The organism is Catenulispora pinistramenti (genome assembly GCF_018274385.1).
Taxonomy (GTDB): Bacteria; Actinomycetota; Actinomycetes; order Streptomycetales; family Catenulisporaceae; genus Catenulispora; species Catenulispora pinistramenti.
This window is the reverse complement of the sequence record NZ_JAAFYZ010000153.1, coordinates 1-26,550: the sequence shown is the minus strand read 5'-3', so window position 1 is coordinate 26,550 and position 26,550 is coordinate 1. Positions and strand designations below refer to the sequence as shown.

Sequence of the window (26,550 nt, the reverse complement as noted above, 5' to 3'; positions counted from 1 at the left end):
CGGTGGGGAAACGCCCGGTCCCATTCCGAACCCGGAAGCTAAGCCCGCCAGCGCCGATGGTACTGCCAGGGGGACCTGGTGGGAGAGTAGGACGCGGCCGGACTAAATTTGCCAGTAGGCCCCCGACGGGTTTCTGTCGGGGGCCTACTGCGTTTCCCGGAACTATGTCGGCTGCCGATCCTGTCGACCAATCCCGCGGCCGGCTCTGGGAGGCTGCCTGGGCGGTGGCGCCGCTTTCGGCGAGGTCGGTACGGCTGCGAGGCGATCGGCTGCTGTCGCACTGCCGAGGGTGTCGCTCGGGTTCGCATGCCTGGTTTCCGGTGCCGGCCATGCTGACCTTGCGCTGGACCTTCGGGTGTCTTCGCAAGGCCTGGTTTCTGGTGCGGGCCATGCTGACCAGGTGCTCGACTTTCAGGCTTGGCGCGAGCTCGCTGTCGCGGAGGAATCCCGGTTTGCTTGTCGCCGGAGAGCTCACTGGAGGCCTGCTCCGTTCGCAGCTCTCTGCGCTCTGCTCACCAGCTTGCGGGCGTGCCCGGCGATCTCGCCCTACAACCGCCCGGCTGCCTTCAGCGCCAGGTAAGCGTCGGCCAGTGCCGGGGCGATGAGGGCCGGCGGCTGGTCGACGACCCTCACGCGGTGTTTGGCCAGGAGATCGGCGACGTGCCGGCGTTCGGCTCGGGCGCGTTCGGCGGAGGCTGCTTCGTAGATTGCTGTGGCGGTGGTGCGGCCCTGGGCCATCTGCTCGATGCGGGGGTCGGCGACTGAGGCGACCACTACTTCGTGGCGGGTGGTGAGGCGGTTGATGACCGGGAGGAGGCCTTCGGCCATCGGGGCTGAGTCCAGGCTGGTCAGGAGGACCACCAGGGAGCGCTGGGGTGCGCGGTTCAGGACCGTGGTGACCAGGCCTCGGGCGTCGAGTTCGACCAGTTCCGGCTCCAGGGTGGCCATGGCGTCCGTCACCTGGGCCAGGGTTTGGCTGGCGGGGGCTCGGGTGACCGCGGTGCGGATGCGGCGGTCGTAGGCGAGGAGGTCTACGCGGTCGCCCGCGCGCAGGGCCAGGGCGGTCAGGAGGAGGGCCGCGTCCAGGGCCGCGTCGAGGCGGACGCCGTCGGTGCCCAGGTCCTCGGTGCCGATGCGGCCGGCGGCGGTGCGGCTGGTGTCCAGGACGATCAGGATCGAGCGGTCGCGCTCGGGGCGCCAGGTGCGGACCACGACGTCGTAGTGGTCGCCGATGTGGCGGCGGGCGGTGGCGCGCCAGTCGATGGAGCGGATGTCGTCGCCGATCGTGTAGTCGCGCAGCGAGTCGAACTCCGTGCCCTGTCCGCGGACCAGCAGCGAGGTGCGGCCGTCGAGCTCCCGCAGGCGCGCCAGGCGTGAGGGCAGGTGGCGGCGGGACAGGAACGGCGGGAGGACGCGGACGCGCCACGGGCTCTGCATCGTCCGCTGCCGCGCGGCCAGGCCCAGCGGCCCGAAGGAACGGACACTGACGTGCTCGGCCTGCCGGTCGCCGCGCCGAGTCGGCACCAGCACGGACTCGATGCGCCGACGCTCTCCGGCCGGGATCGTGACGGCGTGGCGGGGCTGCACGATCGTGGGGTCGGCCAACCGGTTCGCCGGTGGCGACCCGGCGGTTCCCCGCAACCCGGCCGAGGGCGGCCACGCGTCGCGGATCAGGGCCCGGACCGGCCGCGCGGAGGGGTTGGTGACGACCAGCCGCACCCGGGCCGTCGCCCCGAGCCGCACCGTCGTGTCGCCGCTGCGGGCGAACGTGAGCGTGCGGACCGGGCCGGCCAGGACGACGTCGACCGCCACCCCGACCGCGATGACCGCCACGACCACCGCGATCCCGATCCACGAGGGCAGCACCAAGCCGACGAACACCGCGCCGAGGGCGGCCAGGGCTCCGGCCCGCCAGGTCAGGGCCATGACAGCGCCTCGTGCGGTACATCCGACGCCTGATACCGGCCCCGCGGCACCCGCGCCGCAGCCATCGCCCGAACCTGAATCCGAACCCGCACCCACATCACTGATGCCACCCGAACGATCATCACCACCGCACCACCCGCCCCGCCCTACCGAGGCACCGGAACCGCGCCCAGCACGGCGTCCAGCACCCCGTCGGCGGTCCCGCCCTCCATCTCGGCCTCGGCGCGCAGCCGCACCCGGTGCCGCAGCGTCGGCTTCGCCAGCGCCTGCACGTCATCCGGCGTGACGTAGCCGCGCCCGGCGAGCCACGCCCACGACCGCGCCGTGCTCAGCAAAGCCGTCGCGCCACGCGGCGAGACGCCCAGCGCCAGCGACGGCGAGACGCGCGTGGCCCGCGCCAGGTCGGCGATGTAGCCCAGCACGTCGCGGCTGACAGTGACCTGACGCGCGGCGGCGCGGGCGGCGGCCAGCTCGGCCCGGCCCGCGACCGGCCGGATGCCGGCGGCGTCCAGGTCGCGCGGGTCGAAACCGCTCGCGTGCCGCTCCAGGATCCCGATCTCCTCGTCGCGGCCGGGCACCGGCAGCACCAGCTTCAGCAGGAACCGGTCCAGCTGGGCCTCCGGCAGCGGGTACGTGCCTTCGAACTCGACCGGGTTCTGCGTCGCGGCGACCAGGAACACCTCGGGCAGCGGCCGGGGCCGGCCGTCCACGGTGACCTGCCGCTCCTCCATCGCCTCCAGCAGCGAGGCCTGTGTCTTCGGCGGCGTGCGGTTGATCTCGTCGGCCAGCAGCAGGTTGGTGAACACCGGACCCTCGCGGAAGGAGAACTCGGCGGTGCGGCTGTCGAAGACCGCTGAGCCGGTCACGTCGCCGGGCATCAGGTCCGGGGTGAACTGCACGCGCTTGGAGTCCAGCGCCAGCGCGGCCGCCAGCGAGCGCACCAGCAGGGTCTTCGCGACGCCCGGGACGCCTTCCAAGAGCACGTGGCCGCCGGAGAGCAGCGCGATCACCAGGCCGGTGACCGCGGAGTCCTGGCCGACCACGGCCTTGGCGACCTCGGTGCGGACGGCCAGGAGCGCGGTGCGGGCGGTCGCCGGGTCGATGGGGGAGCCGGTCGCCGGGCTGGCGATGTCGGATCCGCCAGCCGAGCCGTCGTCGCCGGATCCCGCCGGGCTGCTGACTGCCGGGCCGCCGACTGCCCGACTACCGGCCGCTTGCCCGCCGACCGCCGAGCCGTCCCTCAGCCCATCGACCGCCAGGCCGGCGCCCAAATCATCACCCGCACCCGCACCACCGTCCGAGCCCTGCTGCGCCATCCCACTCTCCCGTCTCATCACAGCCGCCCGACCTCGGCTTCCAGCCGGTCCAGCGCCGAAGCCAATCCCACCAGCCCCGCGTCGTCGGCGGGCACCGGACCCGCCAGTACCGCCAGCGCGTCGGCCGTCGGGGGCCCGCCGCGGGCCGCGATCGCCGCCGCGACGTCCCCGGCCGCCGCCATCCGCGGCAGCCCGAGCCGGGCCGCCAGCCGGGCTCTCGTGGCCTCGCGCAGGGCCCCGGCGGCGCGGTCCGTCACTCGGCCGCGCTCGTAGAGCCGTGCACGTCCTTCCACCGTCTCCGCCGCGCGCACCGCCACCGGCATCCGCTCGCTGACGACCGGGCCGAGGCGCCGGGCCTGCCACAGGGCCAGCAGGCCGATCGCCAGCACCATCGTCAGGGCGCCCCAGCGCCAGCCGGCCGGCAGCACGTCGGTGAAGCTCTTCTGCCCGGACGCCGCCGCCGGGTCCGCTTCGTCCGGCAGGTACCACACGACCGTCGGGTGCTTGCCGAGCAGCCGCAGCGCCAGGGCCGCGTTGCCGTGGTCGGCGAGCCCGTCGTTGCGGAACGGGGTGCGGCTGCCGACCAGCACCGTGTCGTTCGACGCCGGCCCGGCGGTCGTCACCAGCGCGTCGCCGCCGGCCAGCGGGTAGCAGCCGGTGGGGACGCCGCTGAAGACCTCGCCGTCGCCGATGTCGGCGTTGCCGGCGGCCCTCGCGTCGGCGTCCGGGCACCCGGGATCGACCAGCTTCGCGCCCTCGGGCGACGGGGACACCAGCGCGGCCTCGGTGGTCAGCAACTCCGTCGACTCCGGGTCCGGCTGCACCACCACGAGCCGCGCCACCGGCGTCGCCGCCACGGTGTCCAGCTGGAACCGGGTCAGCAGCCCCGGGTCGGTGACCAGCAGCGTCGCCCCGCTCCGCGCGGCCTGCACGGTGGTCAGCACGTCCGCGGTGGTCCGCACCGGCGTGACCGTGACGCCCCGGTCCCGCAGCAGCGTGGCCAGGGCGCGGCCGCCGTCCGGTGAGGCGGAGTCGGGGTCCAGGGTGCCGCCGTCGTTGCCGCCGAAGGCCAGGGCCGCCGCGAACGCCCCGGCCAGCAGCACGACGAGGGCGGCCAGCGGCCAGCGCCAGGCCCGCAGCTTCGTCATCGGGGACCACCGGCCGAGCCGCCGACCGAGCCGCCGACCCGCACCCGCGCCGCCGCGACCGCCTCGTCCACGGCCACCAGCCGCCGATAGTCGTCCGGCCCGGCCGCCGCCTGCCCGTACCAAATGTCGTCGAATACCTGCGCCGCGCCGAGCAGCGCCGGCGCCTGGTCCGGCAGCAGCGCCCCGGCCTCCCGCGCCGCCACGTCGGCGGTCCGCCCCGGCCGGGGATCCAGCACGGCTCGTTCCTCCAGCGCCGCGATCACCGCCCGCAGCCGGGCCCGCACCGCCTCGGCCCACCGCCCGCCGGCCGCGTGCTCCTCGGCGGCCCGCCGGTACCCGGCCGCGTCCAGCGGGGCTTCCGCGTCGAACAGCGCCCGATCGGCCGCGACCTGCCGCCGGACCGGCCCGTAGCGCTTCCGGATCACCAGCAGCGTCACCCCGACCAGCACCAGAACGATCAGCACGGCCGTCCAGCCATCGCGCTCGCTCCCGGCCCCGGTGCCGAACGCCTTGTGCCACAGGGTGCTCAGCTCGTGCCCGATCCAGTCCAGGGCCCGCCGGGTGAGCGAGGGCCTGGCGTGCGCGTAGACCGGCTTGGCCAGCTCGTCCGCGGCAGCGCGGCGGGCCTCGTCCCGGCCCACGGTGATCGGCACGCCGGGCGGCGGCGTAACCGGGGACCCCGGATCCGTCACGCGGTCGGGCCGTTCCCCGGCTCCGGCCCGCCGGCACCGGTAGTCGCCGACCCATCCCGTTGCCGCCGCGCATTCAGCGCCAGCTGGATGTCCCAGCCCTCGCGCCGCATCCGCCGGTCCAGATACTGCAAAGCCATCACTGACGCCGCGAACGGCGAGACCACCGACTGCACCGCCGCCGAGAACAACGCCCCGAGGAACACGTACAGCAAGGACACGTGGTGTCCGGAGAACGTGCCGTCCCCGTTGTCGGCGACCGGGCTCAGGTTCGAGCCCATGACCGCCTGCTGGACCACCGACAGCACCCCCGCCACCACCTCGGACACCAGCAGCGCCAGCAGCGAGATCCCCAGGACCCGCCACCAGCCGCCGCTGACCAGCGTGGAGGACCGCTTCAGCGCCCGCCGCACCGGCTGGTCCTCCAGCACCAGCGCGGCCGCGGCCAGCGACCACGCCACCCAGCGGTTGACGGCCAGCGCGGCCCCGGCACCGATCCCGACCAGCAGCACCAGGCCGGCGGCCTGGCTTCCGGCGGCGGCCAGCAGCAGCCCGGGGACCATCCCGAGGGCCAGCGCCCCGAACAGGACGATGAAGATCACCAGCGCCAGCCCGACCAGCCGGAGCAGCCGCGGCCGGGTCAGCCGCCATACCTCGGCCAGCGTCACCGGCCGGCCCAATGCCGCCCGGGACACCGCGGTGGTCAGCAGCCCGACCAGCAGCGAGACGACGAGCGCGTTCAGCAGGACACCGGGCCGCAGCAGCGCCAGATCGTTGATCCCGTTCCCGCTGCCCAGCGTGGTGTTGTCGTCGACCAGTCCGGCCAGGAATCGCAGATACACATAGTCCAGCGGGATCGCGACGACCTGTCCCAGCGTGACCACGAGTGCGGACAGCCCGAGCATGACGCCGGGATGGGCGCGCATAGCGGTCACCGCGCCGTCGAGGATTTCCCCGGCTTGCAAAGGGCGCAGCGGGACTACTCCGGCGGGCGACGCGGGCCCTGTGGGCTGGCTCATGGTCTGCGGGGACGCTTCTTCCTGGGGCGCGGACCGGCTCGTCGCCGGGAGTGTGCACCCCAGCATGCAGGGATCGTGGAGGACGGCGCCACCCCCGCACCAACACCCGTGATCCTTCTCAGTGGCACCGGGGATTCACCAAAAGCAGAAAGTAATGCGACGATAGTCCGCATGAAAGGTCGTGTCCTCATCGTCGACGATGACATAGCCCTGTCCGAGATGCTGGGCATCGCCCTGCGCGGAGAGGGTTTCGAGACCACGTCCGTCGCCGATGGTGACCGGGCCCTGCAGGTGTTCCGCGACTTCAAGCCGGATCTGGTGCTGCTGGACTTGATGTTGCCCGGTCGGGACGGCATCGATGTGTGCCGGCTGATCCGCGGCGAGTCCGGGGTGCCGATCATCATGCTCACCGCCAAGAGCGACACCGTGGACGTGGTGGTCGGGCTGGAGTCCGGCGCCGACGACTACGTGATCAAGCCGTTCAAGGTCAAGGAGCTGGTGGCGCGGGTCCGGGCCCGGCTGCGCCGGGCCGACGAGCCCAAGCCGGAGACGCTGGCCATCGGCGACCTGTCGATCGACGTGGCCGGGCACTCGGTCAAGCGCGACGGCCGGCAGATCCCGCTCACCCCGCTGGAGTTCGACCTGCTGGTCGCGCTGGCCCGCAAGCCCTGGCAGGTGTTCACCCGCGAGGTGCTGCTGGAGCAGGTCTGGGGCTACCGGCACGCCGCGGACACCCGGCTGGTGAACGTGCACGTGCAGCGGCTGCGCAGCAAGATCGAGGTCGACCCGGAGAACCCGGAGATCGTGGTCACGGTGCGCGGAGTCGGTTACAAGGCCGGTCCGGCTTAAACGAGGATGTAAATGCGGGTCTCGAAGTTCACGGGCGGTGCCCGGCGGTTCGGCCGCGCCGTCCTGGAACTGCCCGGGACCTGGCGCGGCTCGCTGCAGTTGCGCGTGGTGTCGCTGACCCTGCTGCTGTCCTTCGTCATCGCCTTCGCCCTGGGCTGGGTGCTGAACAGCAAGATCCGCGACGGTCTGGTCCACGCCAAGGAGAGCTCGTCGGTCGCCATGGCCAGCAGCGGGTTCAACGAGGCCGCCGCCTCCATCGCCTTGGACGCCGAGACCTTCCGCCAGGGCGCCGCGAGCGGTACCCCGGTCCAGCGCGACGGCAGCGGGGCGGCCTGGGTCAGCAGCCTGTACGACATGGTCCGGAACCTGTGCAGCGGGTCCAACAGCGACACCTACCAGGTGATGCTGATGTCGGACGTCCCGTCGGTACCGGTCGCCGGCTACACCTGCGGCGGCATCCAGCATCAGAGCATTTCGCCGAGTCTGCGGACCCAGCTGATGGACTACGGCTCCCCGACGTTCGCGGTCAAGTTCCAGACCACCGAGCTGGAATACGGGGTGCAGACGGCCGGCAACGACGTGACCGCCCTGTCCGACGCCCCGTCCGGCGCCGAGGTGATCGACCACCGGACCCCCGGCCTGCTCTACGGCGCGCAGTTCCAGCTGCCGCAGCAGAACGGCGGCGGCAGCAGCGGCACGGTCCAGCTCTACTACGCGTTCCCGTTCACCACCGAGAGCCAGGCGCTCAGCTTCGACAACGAGATGATCGCGATCGCCGGCGCGGTGCTGGTGCTGGCCCTGGCCGGGGTGGCCTGGTTCGTCACCCGCCTGGTGGTCACCCCGGTCCGGCAGGCCGCCGGGATCGCCGAGCGGCTGGCCGACGGCCGGTTCGACGAGCGGATGCGGGTGCGCGGCGAGGACGATCTGGCCCGGCTGGCGACCGCGTTCAACACCATGGCCGGCAACCTGCAGCGGCAGATCCGCAAGCTGGAAGAGCTCTCGCGGGTCCAGCGCCGGTTTGTCTCTGACGTCTCGCACGAGTTGCGCACCCCGCTGACCACGGTCCGGATGGCCGCTGACGTCCTGCACGACGCCCGCGAGGACTTCAGCGGCCCCACGGCGCGCTCGGCCGAACTGCTCCAGACCCAGCTGGACCGGTTCGAGGAACTGCTCGGCGACCTGCTGGAGATCAGCCGGTTCGACGCCGGGGCCGCGGTGCTGGACGCCGAGCCGGTGGACCTGCGGCTGCTGGTCCACCGGGTGGTCGACAGCAGCGCGGTGCTGGCTGAGCGCAAGGGCTCGGACGTGCGGATAGTGGCCCCGGACACGCCGTGCGTGGCCGAGATCGACCCGCGCCGCATCGAGCGGATCCTGCGCAACCTGGTGGTCAACTCCATAGAGCACAGCGAGGGCCGGCCGGTGGTGATCAAGGTCGCGGCGGCCGGCGACGCGGTCGCGGTCGCGGTGCGCGACTACGGCGTGGGCCTCAAGCCCGGCGAGTCCTCGCTGGTGTTCGGCCGGTTCTGGCGCGCCGACCCGGCCCGGGCCCGCACCACCGGCGGCACCGGTCTGGGCCTGGCCATCTCGTTGGAGGACGCGCACCTGCACCACGGCTGGCTGCAGGCCTGGGGCGAGCCCGGCGGCGGCTCGCAGTTCCGGCTGACGCTGCCCCGCACCGCCGGGCTGGAGCTGGTGCGCTCGCCGATACCGCTGGAGCCGGACGACTCCCGGCACCACAAGCGCCAGGCCGAGGCCGCGCGGCTGGCCGCCGAGGGCGCCGCCGCGGTCACCCCGCGCCATGACGGTCCAGACCTCACCGGGCTCACCGGCCACGGTGCCGACAGACTCAGGGAGCGCTGATGTCCGCGCCGAACCGGATGGCCCGCTGGGCCGCCGGCCTGCTGGCCCTGGCCGCCGCGGCCGGGACCGCGGCGTGCGCCGGGCCGCCGTCCAAGGGCGAGGTCCGCTCGGCGCCGCTGAACCAGAGCCGCAACAACGTCGTCATCCTGGCCCGCGAACCCACGCCCGGGATGACGCCGGAACAGCTGGTGAACAGCTTCCTGCAGGCGCTGACCGGTGACCAGCAGGACCCCACCTTCAGCGTCGCCCAGGAGTTCTTGACCCCCGAGGCCCGCAACCAGATGGTGCCTCCGGGCTCCACCCGGGGCTGGGTCACCACGACGAAGATCGTCAACTACCAGGGTGCGGTCCCCGATCCGCCGCCCGATCCCGACCACGGCGTGCATCCGGCGGCGGCCGCCACCGCGACCCCGGCCGTCGGTGCGGAACAGACGGTCAGCGTGACCGGCACCCAGTACGCCCAGATCGACCCGTTCGGCTTCTTCAAGTACCAGACGGGGTCGGTCACCCAGACCTTCACCGTGAAGTACTTCGGCGCCACCACCGGCTGGCGGATCGAATCGGCGCCGGACTCCCGGATGATCAGCGCCGACGCGTTCAAGCGGGCCTATCAGACCTACCAGTCGGCGCTGCCGGTCTACCTGCCCACGCACGACCAGACGGCCGAGCAGATGGACCAGGTGTATCTGACCCAGGCCTCCGGCAAGGTCGACTACACCTATGACGCGCTGGCGCGCGCGGTCCTGCAGGGCCGGTACCCCGGCCAGAACTCGCTGCTGAGCCTGGCGAGCCCGGTCACCCTCGACCCCGACGGTGTGGCCACGGTGACCCTCGCGGTCCCGCACGGCGGCATGCCGGACATCACCGACGTGCAGCGGGCCCTCTACCTGACCTTCCAGAACGCCTCGGAGACCCAGCAACTGCTCTCCGCGACCCCGCTGACCCAGCTGCGCGTCACCTACGCCGGCTGTGGCAGTACCTGCAAGCCGGAGACCGTCGTCCAGGCGCAGACACCCTCGCCGACGGTGTACTGGCTGTGCCCGGAGGGCCAGAACGGCGCGGTCGCCTCGATCGTCTACCGGACGCTCTCCCCTGCCTCCAACGCGACGGCCGCCTGCCCGACCAACGGCGCGAAGCCGCAGTCGGTGGTCGCCATGGCCGGCGTGAACCCGCAGAAGAACTCGCCGATCGCGGTGAAGGTGGCCCCCGACTCCTCGGACATCAAGGATCCGAAGGCCACGACCGACGTGGCGGTGGTCGAGACGAACGGCGACGTCGTGGTGCTCGACGACAAGACCACCGACCAGCGGGTCTGGTACGACGCCGTCGACCCGGCGAAGGTGACCGACCTGGAGTGGGACCCGCTCGACGGATCGCTGTGGGTGGTCGACGACGACAACCTGTACCGGGTGCAGGCCCCCGGGGACTCGCCGCAGCCGGTGCTCGTTCCCGGTCAGCACGTGGTCCGTTTCAAGCCCTCGCCGGACGGCCTGCGCGCGGTCGTGGTGAGCGGGCAGAACGCCCCCAACCCGGCGGCCGCGAGCAGCCCGCAGCCGGCGATGATGGTGACCATCGACCGCTCCGCCGACCTGCCGAGCCTGGACAACGCCACCGAGTTCCAGCTCCTTCAGGGTTCCTCGCAGACCGGGGACCTCCCCGGGGATTCGGACGCCCTGCAGACCGTCTTCGACGCCTCCTGGGCCGACGGCCGCACCGTGGTGCTGCTGGGTGTGCAGACCAACTCGAGCACGCAGAAGCTCTACAAGGTGTACCTGGACGGTTCGCAGGACTCGACGATCCTCGACCCCGAAGACGCCCAGCCCGTCACCCAGCGGGTCGGCGCGGCGATCGGCAACAACAACAACGGGCGCGGCTCGGCGATGTGGACGTTCAGCGACGCGCCCGGGCCCACGGACCCGAACTCCTGGTATTCGTACTTCAAGCGGAGCGGCGGTTCGGACAGCTTCCAGGAACTCGGGTGGAGCCCGGTGACGGCGACGCAGCTCCCGAGCTGATCACGCGGAGGTCGCGGCGGCCTCCGGTGGCGCCGGGGATCGGGCATAGCGGATAATTCCGCCACGTTCCGATCACGCACGACCCGGGGGTCCGATGCCGCTCGTCCGCCCGCTCTGGGCCGCCCTGCTGGACCTGGCCGCCGAGCGCGACTGCGGCGGCTGCGGGCGTCCGCAACCCTCCGGAGAGCCGCTGTGCCCGGGCTGTGACGACCTGTTGGCCGATGGCGGACCGTGGCGCACGCTGGCGGCCGTCCCCGGTACGCCGCGCACACACGCGGTGTCCCGGTACGAGGATCCGGTACGGACGATGCTCATCGGCTACAAGGAACGCGGCCGCACCGATCTGCGCCGGGTGCTGGGTCGGGCGCTCGCGCGGGCCGTCGCGCAGACTCTCGACGACGCGCACACGTTCCCCGCGGCCGGCGGGGGTCGGGCCGACCGGCGGGTCGCCCTGGTCCCGATGCCGTCTCAGCGCAAAGCGGTGCGCGAGCGCGGCGCGGACACCACGGCCCGGCTGGCCAGGACCGCGGCCCGGACGCTGCGCGAGGTCGGAGTCCCGGTCCACGCGGTGCCCGCGCTGTGTCACGCCCGCGCCGTCGAGGACCAGGCCGGGCTGTCCCACGATCAGCGCCGGCAAAACCTGTCGGGAGCTTTGCGGGCGCGTCGTATTTCCGCCGTCGCCGCTTCCAGTGTGGTCCTGGTCGACGACATCAGCACCAGCGGCGCCAGTCTGGCCGAGGCGGCGCGGGCGTTGCGGGTGGTCGGGGTCCCGGTGCTCGGGGCGGCGACGATCGCCGCGGCCCGGGTACGTGCCTGACCGGTCCGCGATCCGTCTCACTGCGTGAACTGCCGAGGAATCACCACGAAACCGCACACAAACCCCGGTCGAACACCGTTCCGATCACTCGAACGGTCCAACGCCGCCTCCGGCCCCTTCCGTCGGGCGCGAACCGGGGCTAGCTTTCAGCCATAGGCACTGGCCCGCGAGAGTGAGCAGGCACGATGCGCATCATCACGCAAATACTCGGCCACCGGTAGCAGGCGGCCCGCCATCATCCGCCATCCTCGGACGGCCTTTTCCTCCCGGCACATCTCACGTCCCGGCCGTATCCCCGACGGTTCCAGTCGGTTCCGGCCCCGGGCGTAACTTTCTCCACTCGGGATATCGGGCACCAAGTGGACCGGGCGTACGTTGGAGATCTACAAGGGCGGACCGACAAGCGGTCCCCAGGCACAGGGCAACCCATCCACAAGCATCGATCCACACAGGAATCGATCAATACAAGAGCAGTCCCCGATCACTTCGCGGAGGCGCCGCTGGTCCAGATTTCACCCGACGCCGAATGCCGGAGCCGTGAGCCCGGCCGAGATCGAACGCGAGATGGGAGAACGCGCGTGGACATCGTCGTCAAGAGCCGCCACCACGAGGTGACCGACAGGTTCCGTCGGCACGTGATGGAGAAGTTGGCCAAGGTCGAGGAGATGGATGGCAAGGCCATCAGCCTCACCGTCGTGCTGGGTGAGGAGAAGAACCCCCGGCAGGCGGAGCAGAAGGACCGGATCGAGCTGACGCTGGACTGCCCCCGGGCCCCGGTGATCCGGGCCGAGGCCTGTGCCGGCGACCCGTATTCGGCACTCGATCTGGCCGCGGCCAAGCTCCAGACGCAGCTGCGCAAGGTCAAGGACCGGCGCAAAATCCACCGCAACCGCAAGGCGATCGCCGAGTCCATCAAGCACCTCCCGCCGATGGCGGACCTGCCGCCGGGCACCGAGCCGTTGCTGACGGCCGACGGCGCCGCCGGCGACAACCCCGAGGTGGACCTGGAGCCGTACGGCATGTCCGGCCCCTCGAACGACGGCCCGATGGTGGTGCGCGAGAAGACCCACACCGCGGCCCCGATGACGCTGGACCAGGCGCTGTACGAGATGGAACTGGTCGGCCACGACTTCTACCTCTACGTGGACAAGGACTCCAGCCTGCCGGCGGTGGTGTACCGGCGGCGCGCGTACGACTACGGCGTGATCCGGCTGGAACCCGGCGAGGAGATGACCGAGCCGATGATCAACGGCTCGTCGCCCTCGGACCGGATGGCCGGCGCGCGGCACTGATTGTCGGGGTTTTCCCGCCTCGGCACGCCCCTGGCAGGGCTCTGATCTCAGAGGACTCCTTCGCGGAGCCGGTCGCCCCGGCTCCGCGAGTGTCCGGCAGGTTCAACGATCACCCAGATGGGTAATGTTCGTTGTCCACTTGAGGTGTCATCATGGTTCTGTGTCGGAAGCCATAAGAGTCCTCATAGCCGACGACCACACTCTCCTGCGCCGAGGCTTGGCCGTCGTCCTCGATACCGAGGATGACATCGAGGTGGTCGGCGAGGCGTCGGACGGCGCCGAGGCCGTGCACAAGGCCGAGGAGCTGACCCCGGACGTGGTGATCCTGGACGTCCGGATGCCCGACACCGACGGTCTGGCGGCGTGTGCGGCGATCAAGCGCTCGGTCCCGGACGTCAAGGTCATCATGCTGACCTCCAGCGACGAGGAGAGCGATCTCTACGAGGCGGTGAAGTCCGGGGCGTCCGGCTACCTGCTCAAGAGCGTGTTGCCGCACACCATCCCGGACGCGCTGCGCGCCGTCCAGCGGGGCGAGTCGCAGGTCACGCCGTCGATGGCGGCGAAGCTGCTGACCGGCTTCGCGGCCCTGGCCCGCGGCGCGGACGCCGGCCCCGAGCCGGCCCCGGCCGCCCCCACGGGGCCGAAGCTCACCGACCGGGAGATGGAAGTCCTCAAACTGGTGGCCACCGGGCGCAACAACCGGGAGATCGCCAAGGAGCTGTTCATCACCGAGAACACGGTGAAGAACCACGTCCGCAACATCCTGGAGAAGCTGAACCTGCACTCGCGCATGGAAGCCGTGGTCTACGCGGTGCGCGAGAAACTACTTGAGATCACCTAAGGTACGCAGCTTGACATCGCAGGACGTTCCCCGCGTAGGTTCGGGACCATGGACATATCCGTGACGCTGCGGGACGCCGCGGACGGCGGGGTGATAGCGCGCACGGTGGTGCCCTCCCGGGAACTGCCCCCGACGTTCGACGGCACGCAGCTGCTCGAGGCCGCGGACCACGTCTGGCGCGTGGTCCGCGCCGAACCGGCCTTCCGCGAGGAGTACGAGCTGATCGGCGAGCTGGAGCTCACCCTGCGCCGGGTCGAGCAGGAGCCGCGGGTGGAGATGCTGCCGGCCCGCGACATCCACTTCAGCATGTCCAGCATCAGCGACCGCCTCCCGGACATCGCCGGCCCGCTCGACGGCCGCTCGGTCCTGCTGATCAAGGACGACCTGTGGCGTGACGTGGAATTGGTCGCCCCCTCCGGCGCGGACGCGGTCACCGAGAACCTGAAGGCGATCCGCCGCATCCAGACCGAATTCCGCTCCGGCCCCGGCTTCACCGAACTCCATTTGCGCACCACCCCGGCCGAACCACTGGCCGGCGTCACCTTCACGGTCGAGGACCTGGCGGCGGGCCTGGGCACCACCACCCACTTCGTCCGCCCGGTCGGCATCGAGGGCCGCGGCGTGGTCCAGGGCGGCTACGCCCTGTCGGTCGCCGACGGCGTCCACGTCTACGGCCTGGTCGACACCGCGAGCCGCATCACGGTGGCCGCCCTCCACCGCACCGGCATCGGCAGCGCCCAGACCGCCACCGCCTTCGGCACCCTGCTACGGGCGCGCGGACTGGAACTCGTCGACTGGCGCGCCGGCCTGCGAACCGACGATGCCGAGGTACTGGCCGGGTGGTTCGGCGCGCCGCCACAGGCGCTGTGGCGATAGCGCGCCGGGTTTCGGGTGTGCTGAAGCTGGCGTGAGTATCAGCACTGATTGGCTCTGAATCAGGGCTCAGCCGAGCGAAGCTCGCAGCGGCTCAGCCAGTTCCACCGGCGTCACCTGCTCCACCGCGACGCTCTCGCATCCCACCCAGGTCGCCGCCTCCCGCAGCGCCTCGGCCATCGGCTGCACCGCGGCCGCCGTTGCCAGCGATACCTTCCGGGCGACCAGCGTCTTCCCCTCGCGCTTGGGGTCCACGCGCCCGAGGAGTTTGCCGCCGGCCAGCAGCGGCATCGCGAAGTATCCGTGGACCCGCTTCGCGGCCGGGGTGTAGGCCTCGATGCGGTGCACCATGCCGAAGATCCGCTCCATGCGGTCGCGTTCCCAGATCAGCGAGTCGAAGGGGGACAGCAGGGTGGTCCGGTGTCGGCCTCGTGGGCCGCCGGCGGCCAGGAGTTCCAGCGCCGCGGGGTCGGCCCAGGCCGGCTGGGTCCAGCCGCGCACGGTCACCGGGACCAGGCCGGTCTGGTCCATCAGGGGCTTGGCATCGGGGATCTTCAGCCGGTAGTAGTCGGCGAGGTCTCCTATGGTGCCGACCCCGAGCCGGCGTCCGGCCAGGGCCAGCAGGCTGATGTGCGACTCCTCGCGGGTCGGCTCGGCCGCGTCCAGCACGTTCTTGGGCAGCGCGCGCTCCGGCAGGTCGTACACCCGCCGCCAGCCGCGCCGCTCGACGCAGACCACGTCCCCGGTCGCCAGCAGCTTCTCGACCGCGACTTTGGTGTCCGACCAGTCCCACCACTCCGCGCTCTTGCGCGCCCCGCCGAAATCCGAGGTCATGCACGGCCCCTCGTCCCGCAGCTTGCCCAGCACCAGTGCCTCGGCCTCGCGCGTGGTCGGCATGCCCCAGCCGCCGCTGGCCCGGTCGCGGAAGTGGGCGCGGCGGTAGGCGAACGTCGGCCACTGCTCGACCGGCAGGATGCAGGCGGCGTGGGCCCAGTACTCGAAGGTCGAGGCCCCGTGCGGCTCGTGGTTCCAGTACGCCTTCTCCACGGCCTCGCGTCCGACCGCGCCGAGGCGCGCGTACGGCACCAGCTCGTGCGAGCGGGCCAGCACACTGATGGTGTCCAGCTGCACTTCCCCGAGGTCGCGCAGCACGCCCTCGACCCCGCTGCGCCGATCCGGCGCGCCGATCATCCCCTGCGCGTGCAGGGCCAGGCGGCGGGCCTCGGCGGCGGACAGTTCGGCGCGCGGTGCGGGTGCGGTAGCGGACGTCACCCTCGCCACGCTAGCGGTCGGCGCCGACAAGTCCGCGTGACCGGCGACGATCCGCGGGGGCGGCTGTTCAACCGCCCAGAGCGGCGGGGGAGAGGTCTATCGCAGTTCCCCGGGCAGGATGTCGGCCAGCCACATGTCCCGGACCACCCCGCGGTGCTCATGCGATCCGCGCTGCCGCCCGATGATCGTGAACCCCACCTTCTCGATCACCCGGCGCGACGGCACGTTCCCGTCGAAGGCCTGCCACGTGATCCGCCCGAGCCGCGCCACCTCGAACCCCCAGCGCACCACCTCGCGCACACCCTCCGTGATGTATCCGCGACCGCGCGTCTCGGGGTTGGCCCAGTAGCCGAGTTCGGCGGTGCGTACCCCGCAGGCCGCGGTGGACCGGGTGATCGCACCGAGCCCGATCGCCCCGGCCGTCTCGCCGGTGCCCTGGACGAACACGCCGAACGTCGCCTCGTCCCCGGTGTGGAAGCCGCGCGGTGTGTGATCGCGCACGAACCACTCCGCGTCCTTCATCCGATAAGGGGTGGGCACCGTGGTCCAGCGTTGGACTTCCGGGTCCTGGCAGATCCTGAACACGTCCGGGATCTCCGCCTCCCGCCAGGGCCGCAGCAACAGCCGGGCGGTCTGCAAAGGCCCCTGGGGCAGCGGCGGAGCAGCGAGAATGTGATCCGGTACGGGAACCGGCTCAAGGCGCTCGCGCGTTTCCGGTGTGTCCATCGCCCCACCGTAGGCGAGCCGGATCCGTGATCTCCAGGCAATATGCCGATGATCGGTACGCCGTGCTCTTCCCTTGGAGCACCGGCCGTCGCATAACATGTTGGAAAAGGCGGGGCACATCCCTGTCTGCCCGAGCCCGTAATCGAGGAGTTGTCTGCCGTGGCGCGTCTGATGGACAGGGTCTTGCGGGCCGGCGAGGGGAAGATCCTGCGCCGCCTGGAGGCCATCGCCGACCTCATCGAGGAGATCAAGGACGATTACGTCCAGATGAGCGACGACGAACTGCGCGCTCAGACCGACGATTTCCGGGCCCGCCTGGAAGAGGGCGAGACCCTGGACGACCTGATGCCGGAGGCCTTCGCGGTGGTCCGCGAGGCGGCCACCCGCACCCTTGGCCAGACGCACTACCGCGTCCAGCTGATGGGCGGTGCCGCCCTGCACCTGGGCAACATCGCGGAGATGCGCACCGGCGAGGGCAAGACGCTGGTCGGCACGCTGCCGGCGTACCTGAACGCGTTGGCCGGCAAGGGCGTGCACATCGTCACCACCAACGACTACCTGGCCGAGCGCGACTCGTCGTGGATGGGCCGGGTGCACCGGTTCCTGGGCCTGAACGTCGGCGTGATCCTGGCGAACATGACGCCGGCCGAGCGCCGCGAGCAGTACAACTGCGACATCACCTACGGCACCAACAACGAGTTCGGCTTCGACTACCTGCGCGACAACATGGCGTGGTCGCGCGACGAGATGGTGCAGCGCGGCCACTTCTTCGCCTGCGTCGACGAGGTCGACTCGATCCTCATCGACGAGGCCCGCACGCCGCTGATCATCTCCGGTCCGGCGGACCAGGCCACCAAGTGGTACACCGACTTCGCCAAGATCCTCGAGCGCCTGGCGCCCGACGTCGACTACGAGGTCGACGAGAAGAAGCGCACCGTCGGCATCCTGGAGCGCGGCGTGGAGCGGGTCGAGGACCTGCTCGGCATCGACAACCTCTACGAGTCGGTGAACACCCCGCTGGTCGGCTACCTGAACAACGCCATCAAGGCCAAGGAGTTGTTCAAGAAGGACAAGGACTACGTCGTGATGAACGGCGAAGTCATGATCGTCGACGAGCACACCGGCCGTATCCTGGCCGGCCGCCGCTACAACGAGGGCATGCACCAGGCGATCGAGGCCAAGGAAGGCGTCGAGATCAAGGACGAGAACCAGACGCTCGCCACGATCACGCTGCAGAACTACTTCCGGCTCTACGACAAGCTGGCCGGCATGACCGGTACCGCGATGACCGAGGCCGCGGAGTTCCAGCAGATCTACAAGCTGGGCGTGGTGCCGATCCCGACGAACAAGCCGCTGGTCCGCAAGGACCAGCAGGACCTGATCTACGTCTCCGAGGAGGCGAAGTTCGAGGCGGTCGTCGACGACATCGCCGAGCGCAGCGCCCTCGGCCAGCCGATCCTGGTCGGCACGACCTCGGTGGAGAAGTCCGAGCGGCTCTCCAGCATGCTCCGCAAGCGCGGCGTCCCGCACGAGGTGCTCAACGCCAAGTACCACGAGCGCGAGGCGGCGATCGTGGCCCAGGCCGGGCGTAAGGGCGCGGTCACCGTGGCCACCAACATGGCCGGCCGCGGTACCGACATCCAGCTCGGCGGCAACCCGGACGACCTGGCCGACGCCACGCTGCGGCAGCGCAACCTGAGCCCGGAGGAGAATCCGGATGAGTGGACGGCCTCGCTGCCGGCCGCGCTGGAGGACGCCAAGCGCAAGGTGAAGGCCGAGCACGACGAGGTCCAGGAGCTCGGCGGGCTGTACGTGCTGGGCACCGAGCGCCACGAGTCCCGCCGCATCGACAACCAGCTGCGCGGTCGCGCCGGCCGCCAGGGCGACCCCGGCGAGACCCGGTTCTACCTCTCGCTGGGCGACGACCTGATGCGCATGTTCAAGGCCGGCATGGTCGAGCGGGTGCTGTCGATGGCCAACGTCCCGCAGGACGTGCCGATCGAGCACAAGATGGTGACCCGGGCGATCGCCAGCGCGCAGACCCAGATCGAGCAGCAGAACTTCGAGATCCGCAAGAACGTCCTGAAGTACGACGAGGTCCTGAACCGCCAGCGTCTGGTGGTCTACGAAGAGCGCCGCCAGGTGCTGGACGGCGCGGACCTGGAGGACCAGGTCCGGCTGATGATGGACGACACCATCGCCGGCTACGTGGACGCCGCGACCGCCGAGGGTTACTCCGAAGAGTGGGACCTGGAGAAGCTGTGGACGGCGCTGGAGACGCTGTACCCGATCTCCGTGACCGTCGAGGAGATCGAGGACGCGGCCGACGGTGCCGACAAGATCACCCGCGACATCCTGGTCGATGAGCTGACCGCCGACATCCGCAGCGGCTACGACAAGCGCGAGGAACAGCTCGGCGAGCAGATCACCCGCGAGCTGGAGCGCCGCGTGGTGCTCTCGGTCCTGGACCGCAAGTGGCGCGAGCACCTGTACGAGATGGACTACCTGCAGGAGGGCATCGGCCTGCGCGCCATGGCCCAGCGCGACCCGCTGGTCGAGTACCAGCGCGAGGGCTACGCGATGTTCAACGCCATGATGGACGCCATCAAGGAGGAGTCCGTCGGCTACCTGTTCAACCTCAAGGTCGAGGTCGAGGCCGTGAACCAGGACCCGGAGGCGCAGGCTCAGGCCGCCGCCACCGCGAACGCCCTGGGCGCCGGCCAGAACGGGGTCCAGGACGCGATCCCCGGTGCCCCGCAGCTGCTCGCCAAGGGTCTGGACGCGCCCCAGCGCCCGGCCCACCTGAGCTACACGGCCCCCACGGTCGACGGCGAGGGCGGCGTCCTGCAGCGCGAGGTCCCCTTCGCGGTGGACTACGGCGACCCCGACGCCCAGGTCGACCAGGCGCCGGCCGAGGACGAGACCCCGCGCCGCCGCTCCTCCGGTAAGCGGAAGAAGCGCTGACGCGGAGGCGACACCGGCGAACCAGCTGGGCCGAACGGCTGACTTTCCCCGGGAAGTCAGCCGTTTCGCATACCCCTGTGATCTGCTGGAGCCTCAGTTCTCGGGTGACGGGGGAGGCGGTAGATCGTGGTGCCGGTTCGGGCGGTCGGGACGGCCGAGGTCGCCGCGCGGTGGCGGCATGATAACAGGCCAGACTTCCCGGGCATCGCGGTGTGGGTGGACGCGGTCGCCGAGGTGGAGATCGACCCGGGGGTGTTCGCCCCCTACAACGACTGGCCAGTCGGGCTCGGCGACGAGCTGCCTGAGGAACCGGGGGACGGCCGGAGCGTGCCGTGGGCGGTCGATGCCTGGTCGTCGGAGTACGGCAAAGTGTGGCGCCCCCTGTCTGGCAGCGGCCGCGAGCCCCGTCCCGGATTGCTGCTTTCGGTCGTGCGGGCAGGCGTGGTCATGGCCTGTCCGACCCCGCTGCCCGATCCGCCGACCGGCGCGCTCGCCCGCGCCTTGTCCCGGGTGGAGCTCGCCGAGCGCCGGCCCGCGGTGCTGCCCGTCCAGGCCCAACCGGCGCCGGCCCCGCGCCGCACGCCACCGCAGAAGGCTTACAACGAAGTCAGAGCCCTGGTAGGCGTCCTGGTCGAGGTCATGGTCGGGCGCCGCACCGCCACCCACGCCGCGTCCTGGACCGCTCCCGAAGTCCGCGGCAAACTCCGCACCCCGCGCTACGCCCGCACCGCGTCCCTGAAGTCGGTCCGGCTGTCCGAAAGCGGCGACGGTGTCGAAGCCTTAGCCCTTCTGCGCGACGGTGCCCGCACCCGCGCCGTCGCCCTGCGCTTCGACCGGGCCGAGGACGCGCGCTGGCGCTGCACCGCACTCCAGCCCGGCTGACGTTTCAGGGCTGTCGGCTACCCGACATGCCGCCGCACCGGTCCTCCGACAGCGTCCTCGTCCCCGATCCCGGCGTCCTCCGGCAGCTGCTCCTGCGCGTGCCGTCCGCCGCGCACCCGCGCGCCGGCCGGTGCCACCCGCTGCCGGTCCAGCGGCAGCGAGAACTCCATCGCCAGCGCCGAGGCCGCGAGCCAGCCGACCTCGCCCCAGGAGCGGAACATCACCGAGCGGGGCTGCCAGCCGGGGCGGAACTTGGCGTTGAACCGGTACAGCGACTCCAGCATGATCCACGGGTCCAGCAGGTGGATCGCGCGGTACGCCGCGCTTTGCAGCGGGCTGCGGTGGCTGCCGGCGTCCATGATCGGGCGGAACGCCGCGAAGTTCAGCGAGATCTCATCGATGCCCCGCTCGCGGGCCCAGGCCACCAGGTCCACGATCAGCCGCTCGTTCACCCCGTTCGGGCTCTGCGGGTCGCGCGGCATCACGTCCAGCGACAGCGCCGTGGGGTGGCCGGAGGGCCGGTCGGAGCCGATCGGGTGGTAGCGCTGGAAACCGACCGCGCGGCCGTCGGGGGTGTAGGCGACGATCAGCAGCGCGTCGGGGTGCCGGGCGGAGGTGATGGCGTCCAGGTTCATCGCGAAGCCGTGCTCGGCGTGCCCTTTGAGCCAGCGCTGGTGGATGCCGAGCAGCTGGTCGGCCGACTCCTCGTCCAGCGCCGTCTCGCGCAGCACCCGGGTGGTGATCCCGGCCTTGTGGGTCCGCTGCACCGCCTGCCGGACGTTGCGGATCGACCGCCCCTCCAGCGAGAACCCGGCCACGGGCAGCATGACCTCGTCCCCGATGCTGATCGCGCGCCGCATCCCGTGCGCCTTCCACAGCGGCAGGAGCGCCTCGCGCGCGCCGAGAACCGTCGGCCGCCATCCGCGGCTCCGGCACAGGGCCAGGAACTCGCCGATCGCCGCCTCCTGCGCGTCGGCCGCCCCGATCGGGTCGCCGCCGACCACCGCGGTGCCCAGGAACACCCGGTAGCCGATCGCGGCGCGGCCGTCGGGGGAGAAGACGTAGGACTTGTCGTGACGGAGCGCGAACGGGGCCAGCGTGTCCGAGTCCGGATGCTGCACGAGCCGCCGCACCCGGTCCCGCTCGGCGTCGGTCCCCGGAAGCGGGGCTCGGGCCGGCGCCAACAGGGACATCAGCACCAGGAGCAGCGTGATCCCGCCTAGGAGGGAAAGCCCGTGGAGGAACCACGAGCGGCCCTCCATCGTCATCGGCCCGGGGTTCGCCGTGAGGCCGTCGAGCAGTTCCCGTCCCAGCCCGACCGGGGTGAGGGAGGAGCTGAGCCGGTCCCGCTGCAGGAAGATCCCGCCGCCGCCCACCACGACCGCGAGGACGCCGAACCCGAGCACCATGTGCAGGGCTGTGTGGACGCGCGCGGCGTCCGGCAGGGCGGTGAACCGCACCCGCGCCCCCCACAGGGCCCCGGCGAACGCCGCCATCGGCAGCAGCCGCCACGGCTGGTCCCAGGTGATCACCGACATCGCCGTCGACCACACCACCGCGGCAGAGGTCAGATAGAGCGCCATGCGACGGCGCACATATAGGCCGCGCGCGAGCAGGAGGAGAGCCAGCCCGATGTGCACCGCGTGGCCGCCGGAGGGGGTGGTGCCGACGATGACGATGACCGTCCTGGTGAGCCATGACGGTGGGCTGTCCGCGCCCGCGTACCCGAACAGTGTGGCCGCCGCGGCCAGTACCAGCGCGGCCAACGGCCATACCGTGAGCCGATCCTCAGGGACCGGCGCCTCGCTTCCGTCTCGGTCAGCCATGGGCACGTACCTCCCGTGACATACGAACAGCTCCCGCCTGTCACGTTATTCCCGTTAGTAACCCCCGTGTATCCGACTTTCGGCGGTGCGAATGAGGGGGTGCTGCGCACAAACGCCCGTTACAGTCGAGGAGACGGATCACTCCCGAGGGGAGAGACGACATGGCCTCCACGGCAGTGCGGCGTGGTCTGGTCCTGGGCGGCGGCGGCATGCTCGGGGCGGCCTGGATGGTGGGCGCGCTGGCCGTGCTCAGCGAGGCGGTGGACTGGGACCCGCGCAAGGCCGAGATGATTGTCGGGACCTCCGCCGGCTCGGTCGTGGCCGCGCTGCTCGGGGCCGGTGCCACCCCGGAGGTCCTGTACGAGCACCAGCTCACCGGCCGGATAGCGCAGGGCCCGCTCAACGGCGTGGTGTTCGACTACGCCACCGCGGCCGGCGGCGCCCACCCGGAGCGCCCCAAGCTGCGCCTGGGCTCCGGACCGCTGCTGGCCCGCACCGCGCGCCACCCCCGCTCAGTGCCCCCGACCGCGGTGATGGCCGCGGCCATGCCGCCCGGCCGCGGCTCGCTCGGCGGCGTCGGCGAGCTGGTCCAAGGCCTGCCCGGGGACGCCGACGGCTGGTCGCCGCACAAGGCGCTGCGGATCGTCGCACTGGACTTCACCACCGGCGAGCGGGTGACCTTCGGCAGCCCCCGGGCGCCGCGCACCACGCTGGCCGAAGCCGTGACCGCCTCCTGCGCGATCCCCGGCTGGTTCGCCCCGATCATCATCGACGGCCGCCGCTACGTGGACGGCGGCATGTGGTCCGCGACCAACGTGGACGTGGCCGACCAGCAGAACTTCCAGGAGATCGGCGAGCCGCCGCTGGACGAGCTCTACGTCCTGGCCCCGATGGCGATCCGCGGGTTCAACGGGCCGCCGCAAAGGGTCATGGAACGGGTCGAGCGCCGCTATAGGAGAGCCGTGACACGGCGGATGCTGATGGAGGCGCAGCTGGTCCGCGCCGACGGCACCAAGGTCATCGTGTTCTGCCCCACGGCCGACGACTACGACGCCATCGGCCCCAACGTGATGGACGGAGACCGCCGCCCGCAGGTCCTGGAGACCGCGATGCGCACTACCCGCGAGCAGATCGCCGCACAGCGCGCCCCCGCGTAGAGCCTCTGCAGAACTTCGCTATAGCGCTCCCGGCGTGGCGCGCCCCAGCGCACCCCCGGAGGGGATAATGGCGCAATGCGCGTCTACCTTCCCGCGACCCTGTCAGTGCTCGCCGAGCTCCACAAGACGGGCCGCCTCACCCCCGCGCCGCTGACGGCGTACGCGGTCACCCCGGCCCTGCGCGAGTGGTACACCGAAGGGGACAGCGAGGAACTGGAGTACGCCGCCCTCACCGATGCCGCACGCGCCTCCCTGCGGCTCCTGTCCGCCACCCCGGAGGCCCCCCGCCGCCGGGTCGTGGTCGCCGCCGAGGTCCCGGACGCCCACGCCGCCCCGGTCCTCGACGGCCCCGAACCCGGCCTGGTCCGCGTCACCGCCGAGGTCCCCCTCTCCTGGGTGGCCTCCCTGCACGTCGACGACCCGGCGGTCCTCGACGAGGTGGCGCTGGCCGTGGTCCTGCTCGGCGCCGCCGACGCCGGGGACGAGGACGCCTCGTTCACCGTCGACGGCATCGACGACCACGAGCTGCTTTGGTATGCGACGCAGGAACTTCCGGACCTGTTGGGGTAACCGGGGCTTCACCCGCTGATCGCGAAATCCGTTGGCGTCCGTCGATAGCCTGTCCGGGTGACCGTGCCGAAGAATCAACAGCCGCTGCACCTCGTCTGGGACTGGAACGGCACCGTCCTGAACGACTTCGAGATCATCCTGCGCTCCACGAACGACTCGTTCACCGACCACGGGCTGCCGCCGATAACGGCCGACCAGTACCGGACGCAGATCAAGATGCCGATCCGCGCCTTCTACGCGGACATCCTCGGGCACGAGCCGGGCGACGAGGAGTGGGAGGCGCTGGACGCCACCTTCCACAAGTACTACGTGGCCTACGAGCGCCAGGCGCGGCTGTCCGACGGGCTGCCGGATCTGTTCCGGGAGTGGTCCGGGCGGGGGCACTCGCAGTCGCTGCTGTCGATGTACCACGACGACAAGCTGGTCCCGGTGGTGCGGCACCACGGGATCGACCGGTACTTCGAGCTGGTGCAGGGGACCAGGCCGCCGCGGCCGGCGCGCAAGGGGCTGCACCTGCAGGACCACCTCGGCCGGTTGGGCGTGGATCCGGCGCGGGTGGTGCTGATCGGGGACTCGCCGGATGACGCGGCCGCCGCCGCCAGCGTCGGTGCGCACGCGATCCTGTACTCCGGCGGTTTCGCGGCCGTGCCGTCCCTGCGGACGGCCGGGGTGCCGATCGCGGACAGTCTGGCCGCGGCGGTGGCGATGATCGACGAGGTCGTGGCGGGTGCGGCCGGGGCCGAAGCGGGCTGAGCCGGGCGTACGTCGATCGGCGCAATGGTGTGGCGCCCTGTTCCGGGCCGCGATGGGATGCGGACATGGCCGCGCATGCGAACGAGAAGCAGCACGTCACCGGCGTCACGAACGTCCCCGTTCCGTATAACGAGTCGGTGCTCGGCTACGCGCCCGGGAGCCCGGAACGGGCCGCGCTGACCGCGCGGCTGGCCCAGCTGGCCGGGCAGCGGCACGACCTCACCGCGACCGTCGGCGGCGTCCAGCGGCCCGGCGGCGGTGAGCCGATCGACGTGGTCCAGCCGCACAACCACCAGGCCGTCCTGGGCACCCTGCGCAACGCCACCCAGGACGACGCCCGCGCGGCCGTCGCGGCGGCCCGGGAGGCGGCCCCGGCCTGGCGCGCGTTCTCCTTCGACGACCGGGCCGCGATCCTGCTCCGGGCCGCCGACCTGCTCTCCGGTCCGTGGCGGGCCACCCTGAACGCGGCGACCATGCTCGGCCAGTCCAAGACCGCGGTGCAGGCCGAGATCGACAGCGCCTGCGAGCTGATCGACTTCTGGCGCTTCAACGTCGGGTTCGCGCGGCAGATCCTGGCCGAGCAGCCGCCGGAGAACGCTCCGGGTGTCTGGAACCGCACCGACCACCGGCCGCTGGACGGCTTCGTCTACGCGATCACGCCCTTCAACTTCACCGCGATCGCCGGCAACCTGCCGACCGCCCCGGCGCTGATGGGCAACACGGTGATCTGGAAGCCGTCGCCGACCCAGCAGCTGGCCGCGCACTTCACCATGCGCCTGCTGGAAGCCGCGGGCCTGCCGCCCGGCGTGATCAACATGCTCCCCGGCGACGGCCTGGCGGTCTCCGAGGTGGTGCTGGCCGATCCACACCTGGCCGGCATCCACTTCACCGGCTCGACCCCGACCTTCCAGCACCTGTGGCGCACGGTCGGGGAGAACATCGCGGCCTACCGCGCCTATCCGCGCATCGTCGGCGAGACCGGCGGCAAGGACTTCGTGCTGGCCCACCCCAGCGCCGACCCGGCGACGCTGAAGACCGCCCTGACCCGCGGCGCGTTCGAATATCAGGGCCAGAAGTGCTCAGCGGCCTCCCGCGCCTACATCCCCCGCTCGCTGTGGGACGGAGCGGGGAAGGGGGCCGCGGGGCTGCGCGAGGAGTTCGCCGCCGAGGTCGACGGCCTGAGCATGGGCGATCCCACGGACCTGTCGAACTTCCTCGGCGCGGTCATCGACGCCCGGGCGTTCGCCAAGCACCGCCGGGTCCTGGACATCGCACACAGCGACGACAGCATCCGCATCGTCGCCGGCGGCACCGCGGACGACTCGATCGGCTACTTCGTGCGGCCGACGGTGATGGTGTGCTCGAACCCCGAGCACGAGATCTTCTCCACCGAGTACTTCGGCCCCCTGCTGTCGGTGTACGTGTACGACGACGCCGACTACGACCGGGTGCTGCACGGCGTCGAAAGCGCCACCGGCTACGCCCTCACCGGCGCGATCATCGCCCAGGACCGCGCCGCCGTCGCCGAGGCGATGAGCGTGCTGCGCTTCGCCGCCGGCAACTTCTACGTCAACGACAAGCCCACCGGCGCGGTGGTCGGGCAGCAGCCCTTCGGCGGTTCCAAGGCCTCCGGGACCAACGACAAGGCCGGGTCGCCGCAGAACCTGCTGCGCTGGACCTCGACGCGCTCGATCAAGGAGACGTTTGTGCCGCCGACGGAGTATCGGTATCCGTCTATGGGTTAGGGGTGGGCGG

At 71.5% G+C, this 26,550-nt stretch carries 21 protein-coding genes and 1 rRNA gene; 14 read left to right on the top strand and 8 right to left on the bottom strand.

Annotated features, from left to right (window positions below):
- A 5S ribosomal RNA gene (rrf, locus tag KGQ19_RS33280) occupies positions 1-103 on the top strand; the annotation flags it as partial.
- A 443-nt stretch (positions 104-546) separates the two neighbouring features.
- Here rrf and KGQ19_RS33275 read toward each other — a convergent pair.
- The 5 genes from KGQ19_RS33275 to KGQ19_RS33255 all read right to left on the bottom strand — a co-directional run bounded on the left by KGQ19_RS33275 (position 547) and on the right by KGQ19_RS33255 (position 6,098).
- Entirely contained in the window at positions 547-1,926 is a 1,380-nt protein-coding gene (locus KGQ19_RS33275; RefSeq protein WP_212016676.1) for a DUF58 domain-containing protein, read from the bottom strand.
- Between the two features lie 146 nt (positions 1,927-2,072).
- The gene (locus KGQ19_RS33270; RefSeq protein ID WP_230419833.1) at positions 2,073-3,242 is read right to left on the bottom strand and encodes an AAA family ATPase; all 1,170 of its coding nucleotides are present in this window, start codon (positions 3,240-3,242) and stop codon (positions 2,073-2,075) included.
- Positions 3,243-3,259: 17 nt separating this feature from the next.
- Positions 3,260-4,390: a DUF4350 domain-containing protein gene (locus KGQ19_RS33265; protein ID WP_212016674.1), complete on the bottom strand. Its 1,131-nt coding sequence runs from the start codon at positions 4,388-4,390 to the stop codon at positions 3,260-3,262.
- Positions 4,387-5,043 (bottom strand): DUF4129 domain-containing protein, encoded by a 657-nt coding sequence (locus KGQ19_RS52175; RefSeq protein ID WP_212016672.1) that lies wholly within the window; start codon positions 5,041-5,043, stop codon positions 4,387-4,389. The genes KGQ19_RS33265 and KGQ19_RS52175 overlap by 4 nt, the downstream gene beginning before the upstream one ends.
- A gap of 35 nt (positions 5,044-5,078) precedes the next feature.
- Positions 5,079-6,098 carry a DUF7847 domain-containing protein gene (locus tag KGQ19_RS33255; protein ID WP_212016670.1) on the bottom strand — a complete coding sequence of 340 codons (1,020 nt, stop codon included), beginning with the start codon at positions 6,096-6,098 and terminating at the stop codon, positions 5,079-5,081.
- Positions 6,099-6,269: 171 nt separating this feature from the next.
- On the opposite strand from KGQ19_RS33255, the gene mtrA reads away from it, so the two are divergent.
- From mtrA to KGQ19_RS33220, 7 genes are all read left to right on the top strand, one after another.
- On the top strand, positions 6,270-6,947 hold the full coding sequence (gene mtrA / locus KGQ19_RS33250; RefSeq protein ID WP_194894868.1) for an MtrAB system response regulator MtrA: 678 nt from the start codon (positions 6,270-6,272) through the stop codon (positions 6,945-6,947).
- A 12-nt stretch (positions 6,948-6,959) separates the two neighbouring features.
- Positions 6,960-8,807: an MtrAB system histidine kinase MtrB gene (gene mtrB, locus KGQ19_RS33245; RefSeq protein ID WP_212016668.1), complete on the top strand. Its 1,848-nt coding sequence runs from the start codon at positions 6,960-6,962 to the stop codon at positions 8,805-8,807.
- Entirely contained in the window at positions 8,807-10,822 is a 2,016-nt protein-coding gene (locus KGQ19_RS33240; RefSeq protein WP_212016666.1) for an LpqB family beta-propeller domain-containing protein, read from the top strand. Before mtrB ends, KGQ19_RS33240 begins: the two co-directional genes overlap by 1 nt.
- A 94-nt stretch (positions 10,823-10,916) precedes the next feature.
- Positions 10,917-11,639, top strand: coding sequence for a ComF family protein (locus KGQ19_RS33235; RefSeq protein WP_212016664.1), 723 nt, complete (start codon positions 10,917-10,919; stop codon positions 11,637-11,639).
- 578 nt (positions 11,640-12,217) lie between these two features.
- Positions 12,218-12,931: a ribosome hibernation-promoting factor, HPF/YfiA family gene (gene hpf / locus KGQ19_RS33230; RefSeq protein WP_212016662.1), complete on the top strand. Its 714-nt coding sequence runs from the start codon at positions 12,218-12,220 to the stop codon at positions 12,929-12,931.
- A 124-nt stretch (positions 12,932-13,055) separates the two neighbouring features.
- Positions 13,056-13,772 (top strand): response regulator, encoded by a 717-nt coding sequence (locus KGQ19_RS33225; RefSeq protein ID WP_230421968.1) that lies wholly within the window; start codon positions 13,056-13,058, stop codon positions 13,770-13,772.
- Between the two features lie 48 nt (positions 13,773-13,820).
- Positions 13,821-14,648 (top strand): hypothetical protein, encoded by an 828-nt coding sequence (locus KGQ19_RS33220; RefSeq protein WP_212016658.1) that lies wholly within the window; start codon positions 13,821-13,823, stop codon positions 14,646-14,648.
- 66 nt (positions 14,649-14,714) lie between these two features.
- Here KGQ19_RS33220 and KGQ19_RS33215 read toward each other — a convergent pair whose 3' ends face one another.
- Positions 14,715-15,947 carry a winged helix-turn-helix domain-containing protein gene (locus KGQ19_RS33215; protein WP_413562895.1) on the bottom strand — a complete coding sequence of 411 codons (1,233 nt, stop codon included), beginning with the start codon at positions 15,945-15,947 and terminating at the stop codon, positions 14,715-14,717.
- 66 nt (positions 15,948-16,013) lie between these two features.
- Positions 16,014-16,643: a GNAT family N-acetyltransferase gene (locus KGQ19_RS33210; protein WP_212016654.1), complete on the bottom strand. Its 630-nt coding sequence runs from the start codon at positions 16,641-16,643 to the stop codon at positions 16,014-16,016.
- A gap of 171 nt (positions 16,644-16,814) precedes the next feature.
- Here KGQ19_RS33210 and secA point away from each other — a divergent pair, with 171 nt between their 5' ends.
- Both secA and KGQ19_RS52170 read left to right on the top strand, forming a co-directional pair.
- Positions 16,815-19,607 carry a preprotein translocase subunit SecA gene (gene secA / locus KGQ19_RS33205; protein ID WP_230419836.1) on the top strand — a complete coding sequence of 931 codons (2,793 nt, stop codon included), beginning with the start codon at positions 16,815-16,817 and terminating at the stop codon, positions 19,605-19,607.
- A 126-nt stretch (positions 19,608-19,733) separates the two neighbouring features.
- Positions 19,734-20,489, top strand: coding sequence for an Rv3235 family protein (locus KGQ19_RS52170; RefSeq protein WP_212016650.1), 756 nt, complete (start codon positions 19,734-19,736; stop codon positions 20,487-20,489).
- A gap of 17 nt (positions 20,490-20,506) precedes the next feature.
- Here KGQ19_RS52170 and KGQ19_RS33195 read toward each other — a convergent pair whose 3' ends face one another.
- Entirely contained in the window at positions 20,507-22,315 is a 1,809-nt protein-coding gene (locus tag KGQ19_RS33195) for a bifunctional lysylphosphatidylglycerol flippase/synthetase MprF (protein ID WP_212016648.1), read from the bottom strand.
- A 161-nt stretch (positions 22,316-22,476) separates the two neighbouring features.
- Between KGQ19_RS33195 and KGQ19_RS33190 the strand changes: the two genes are divergently transcribed.
- The 4 genes from KGQ19_RS33190 (at position 22,477) to pruA (ending at position 26,540) form a co-directional block, all read left to right on the top strand.
- Entirely contained in the window at positions 22,477-23,472 is a 996-nt protein-coding gene (locus KGQ19_RS33190) for a patatin-like phospholipase family protein (protein ID WP_212016646.1), read from the top strand.
- Positions 23,473-23,547: 75 nt separating this feature from the next.
- Positions 23,548-24,042, top strand: coding sequence for a DUF6912 family protein (locus tag KGQ19_RS33185; protein WP_212016644.1), 495 nt, complete (start codon positions 23,548-23,550; stop codon positions 24,040-24,042).
- Positions 24,043-24,099: 57 nt separating this feature from the next.
- Positions 24,100-24,795: an HAD family hydrolase gene (locus KGQ19_RS33180; protein WP_212016642.1), complete on the top strand. Its 696-nt coding sequence runs from the start codon at positions 24,100-24,102 to the stop codon at positions 24,793-24,795.
- Positions 24,796-24,860: 65 nt separating this feature from the next.
- Positions 24,861-26,540, top strand: coding sequence for an L-glutamate gamma-semialdehyde dehydrogenase (gene pruA / locus KGQ19_RS33175; RefSeq protein ID WP_212016640.1), 1,680 nt, complete (start codon positions 24,861-24,863; stop codon positions 26,538-26,540).
- Positions 26,541-26,550 lie beyond the last annotated feature (10 nt).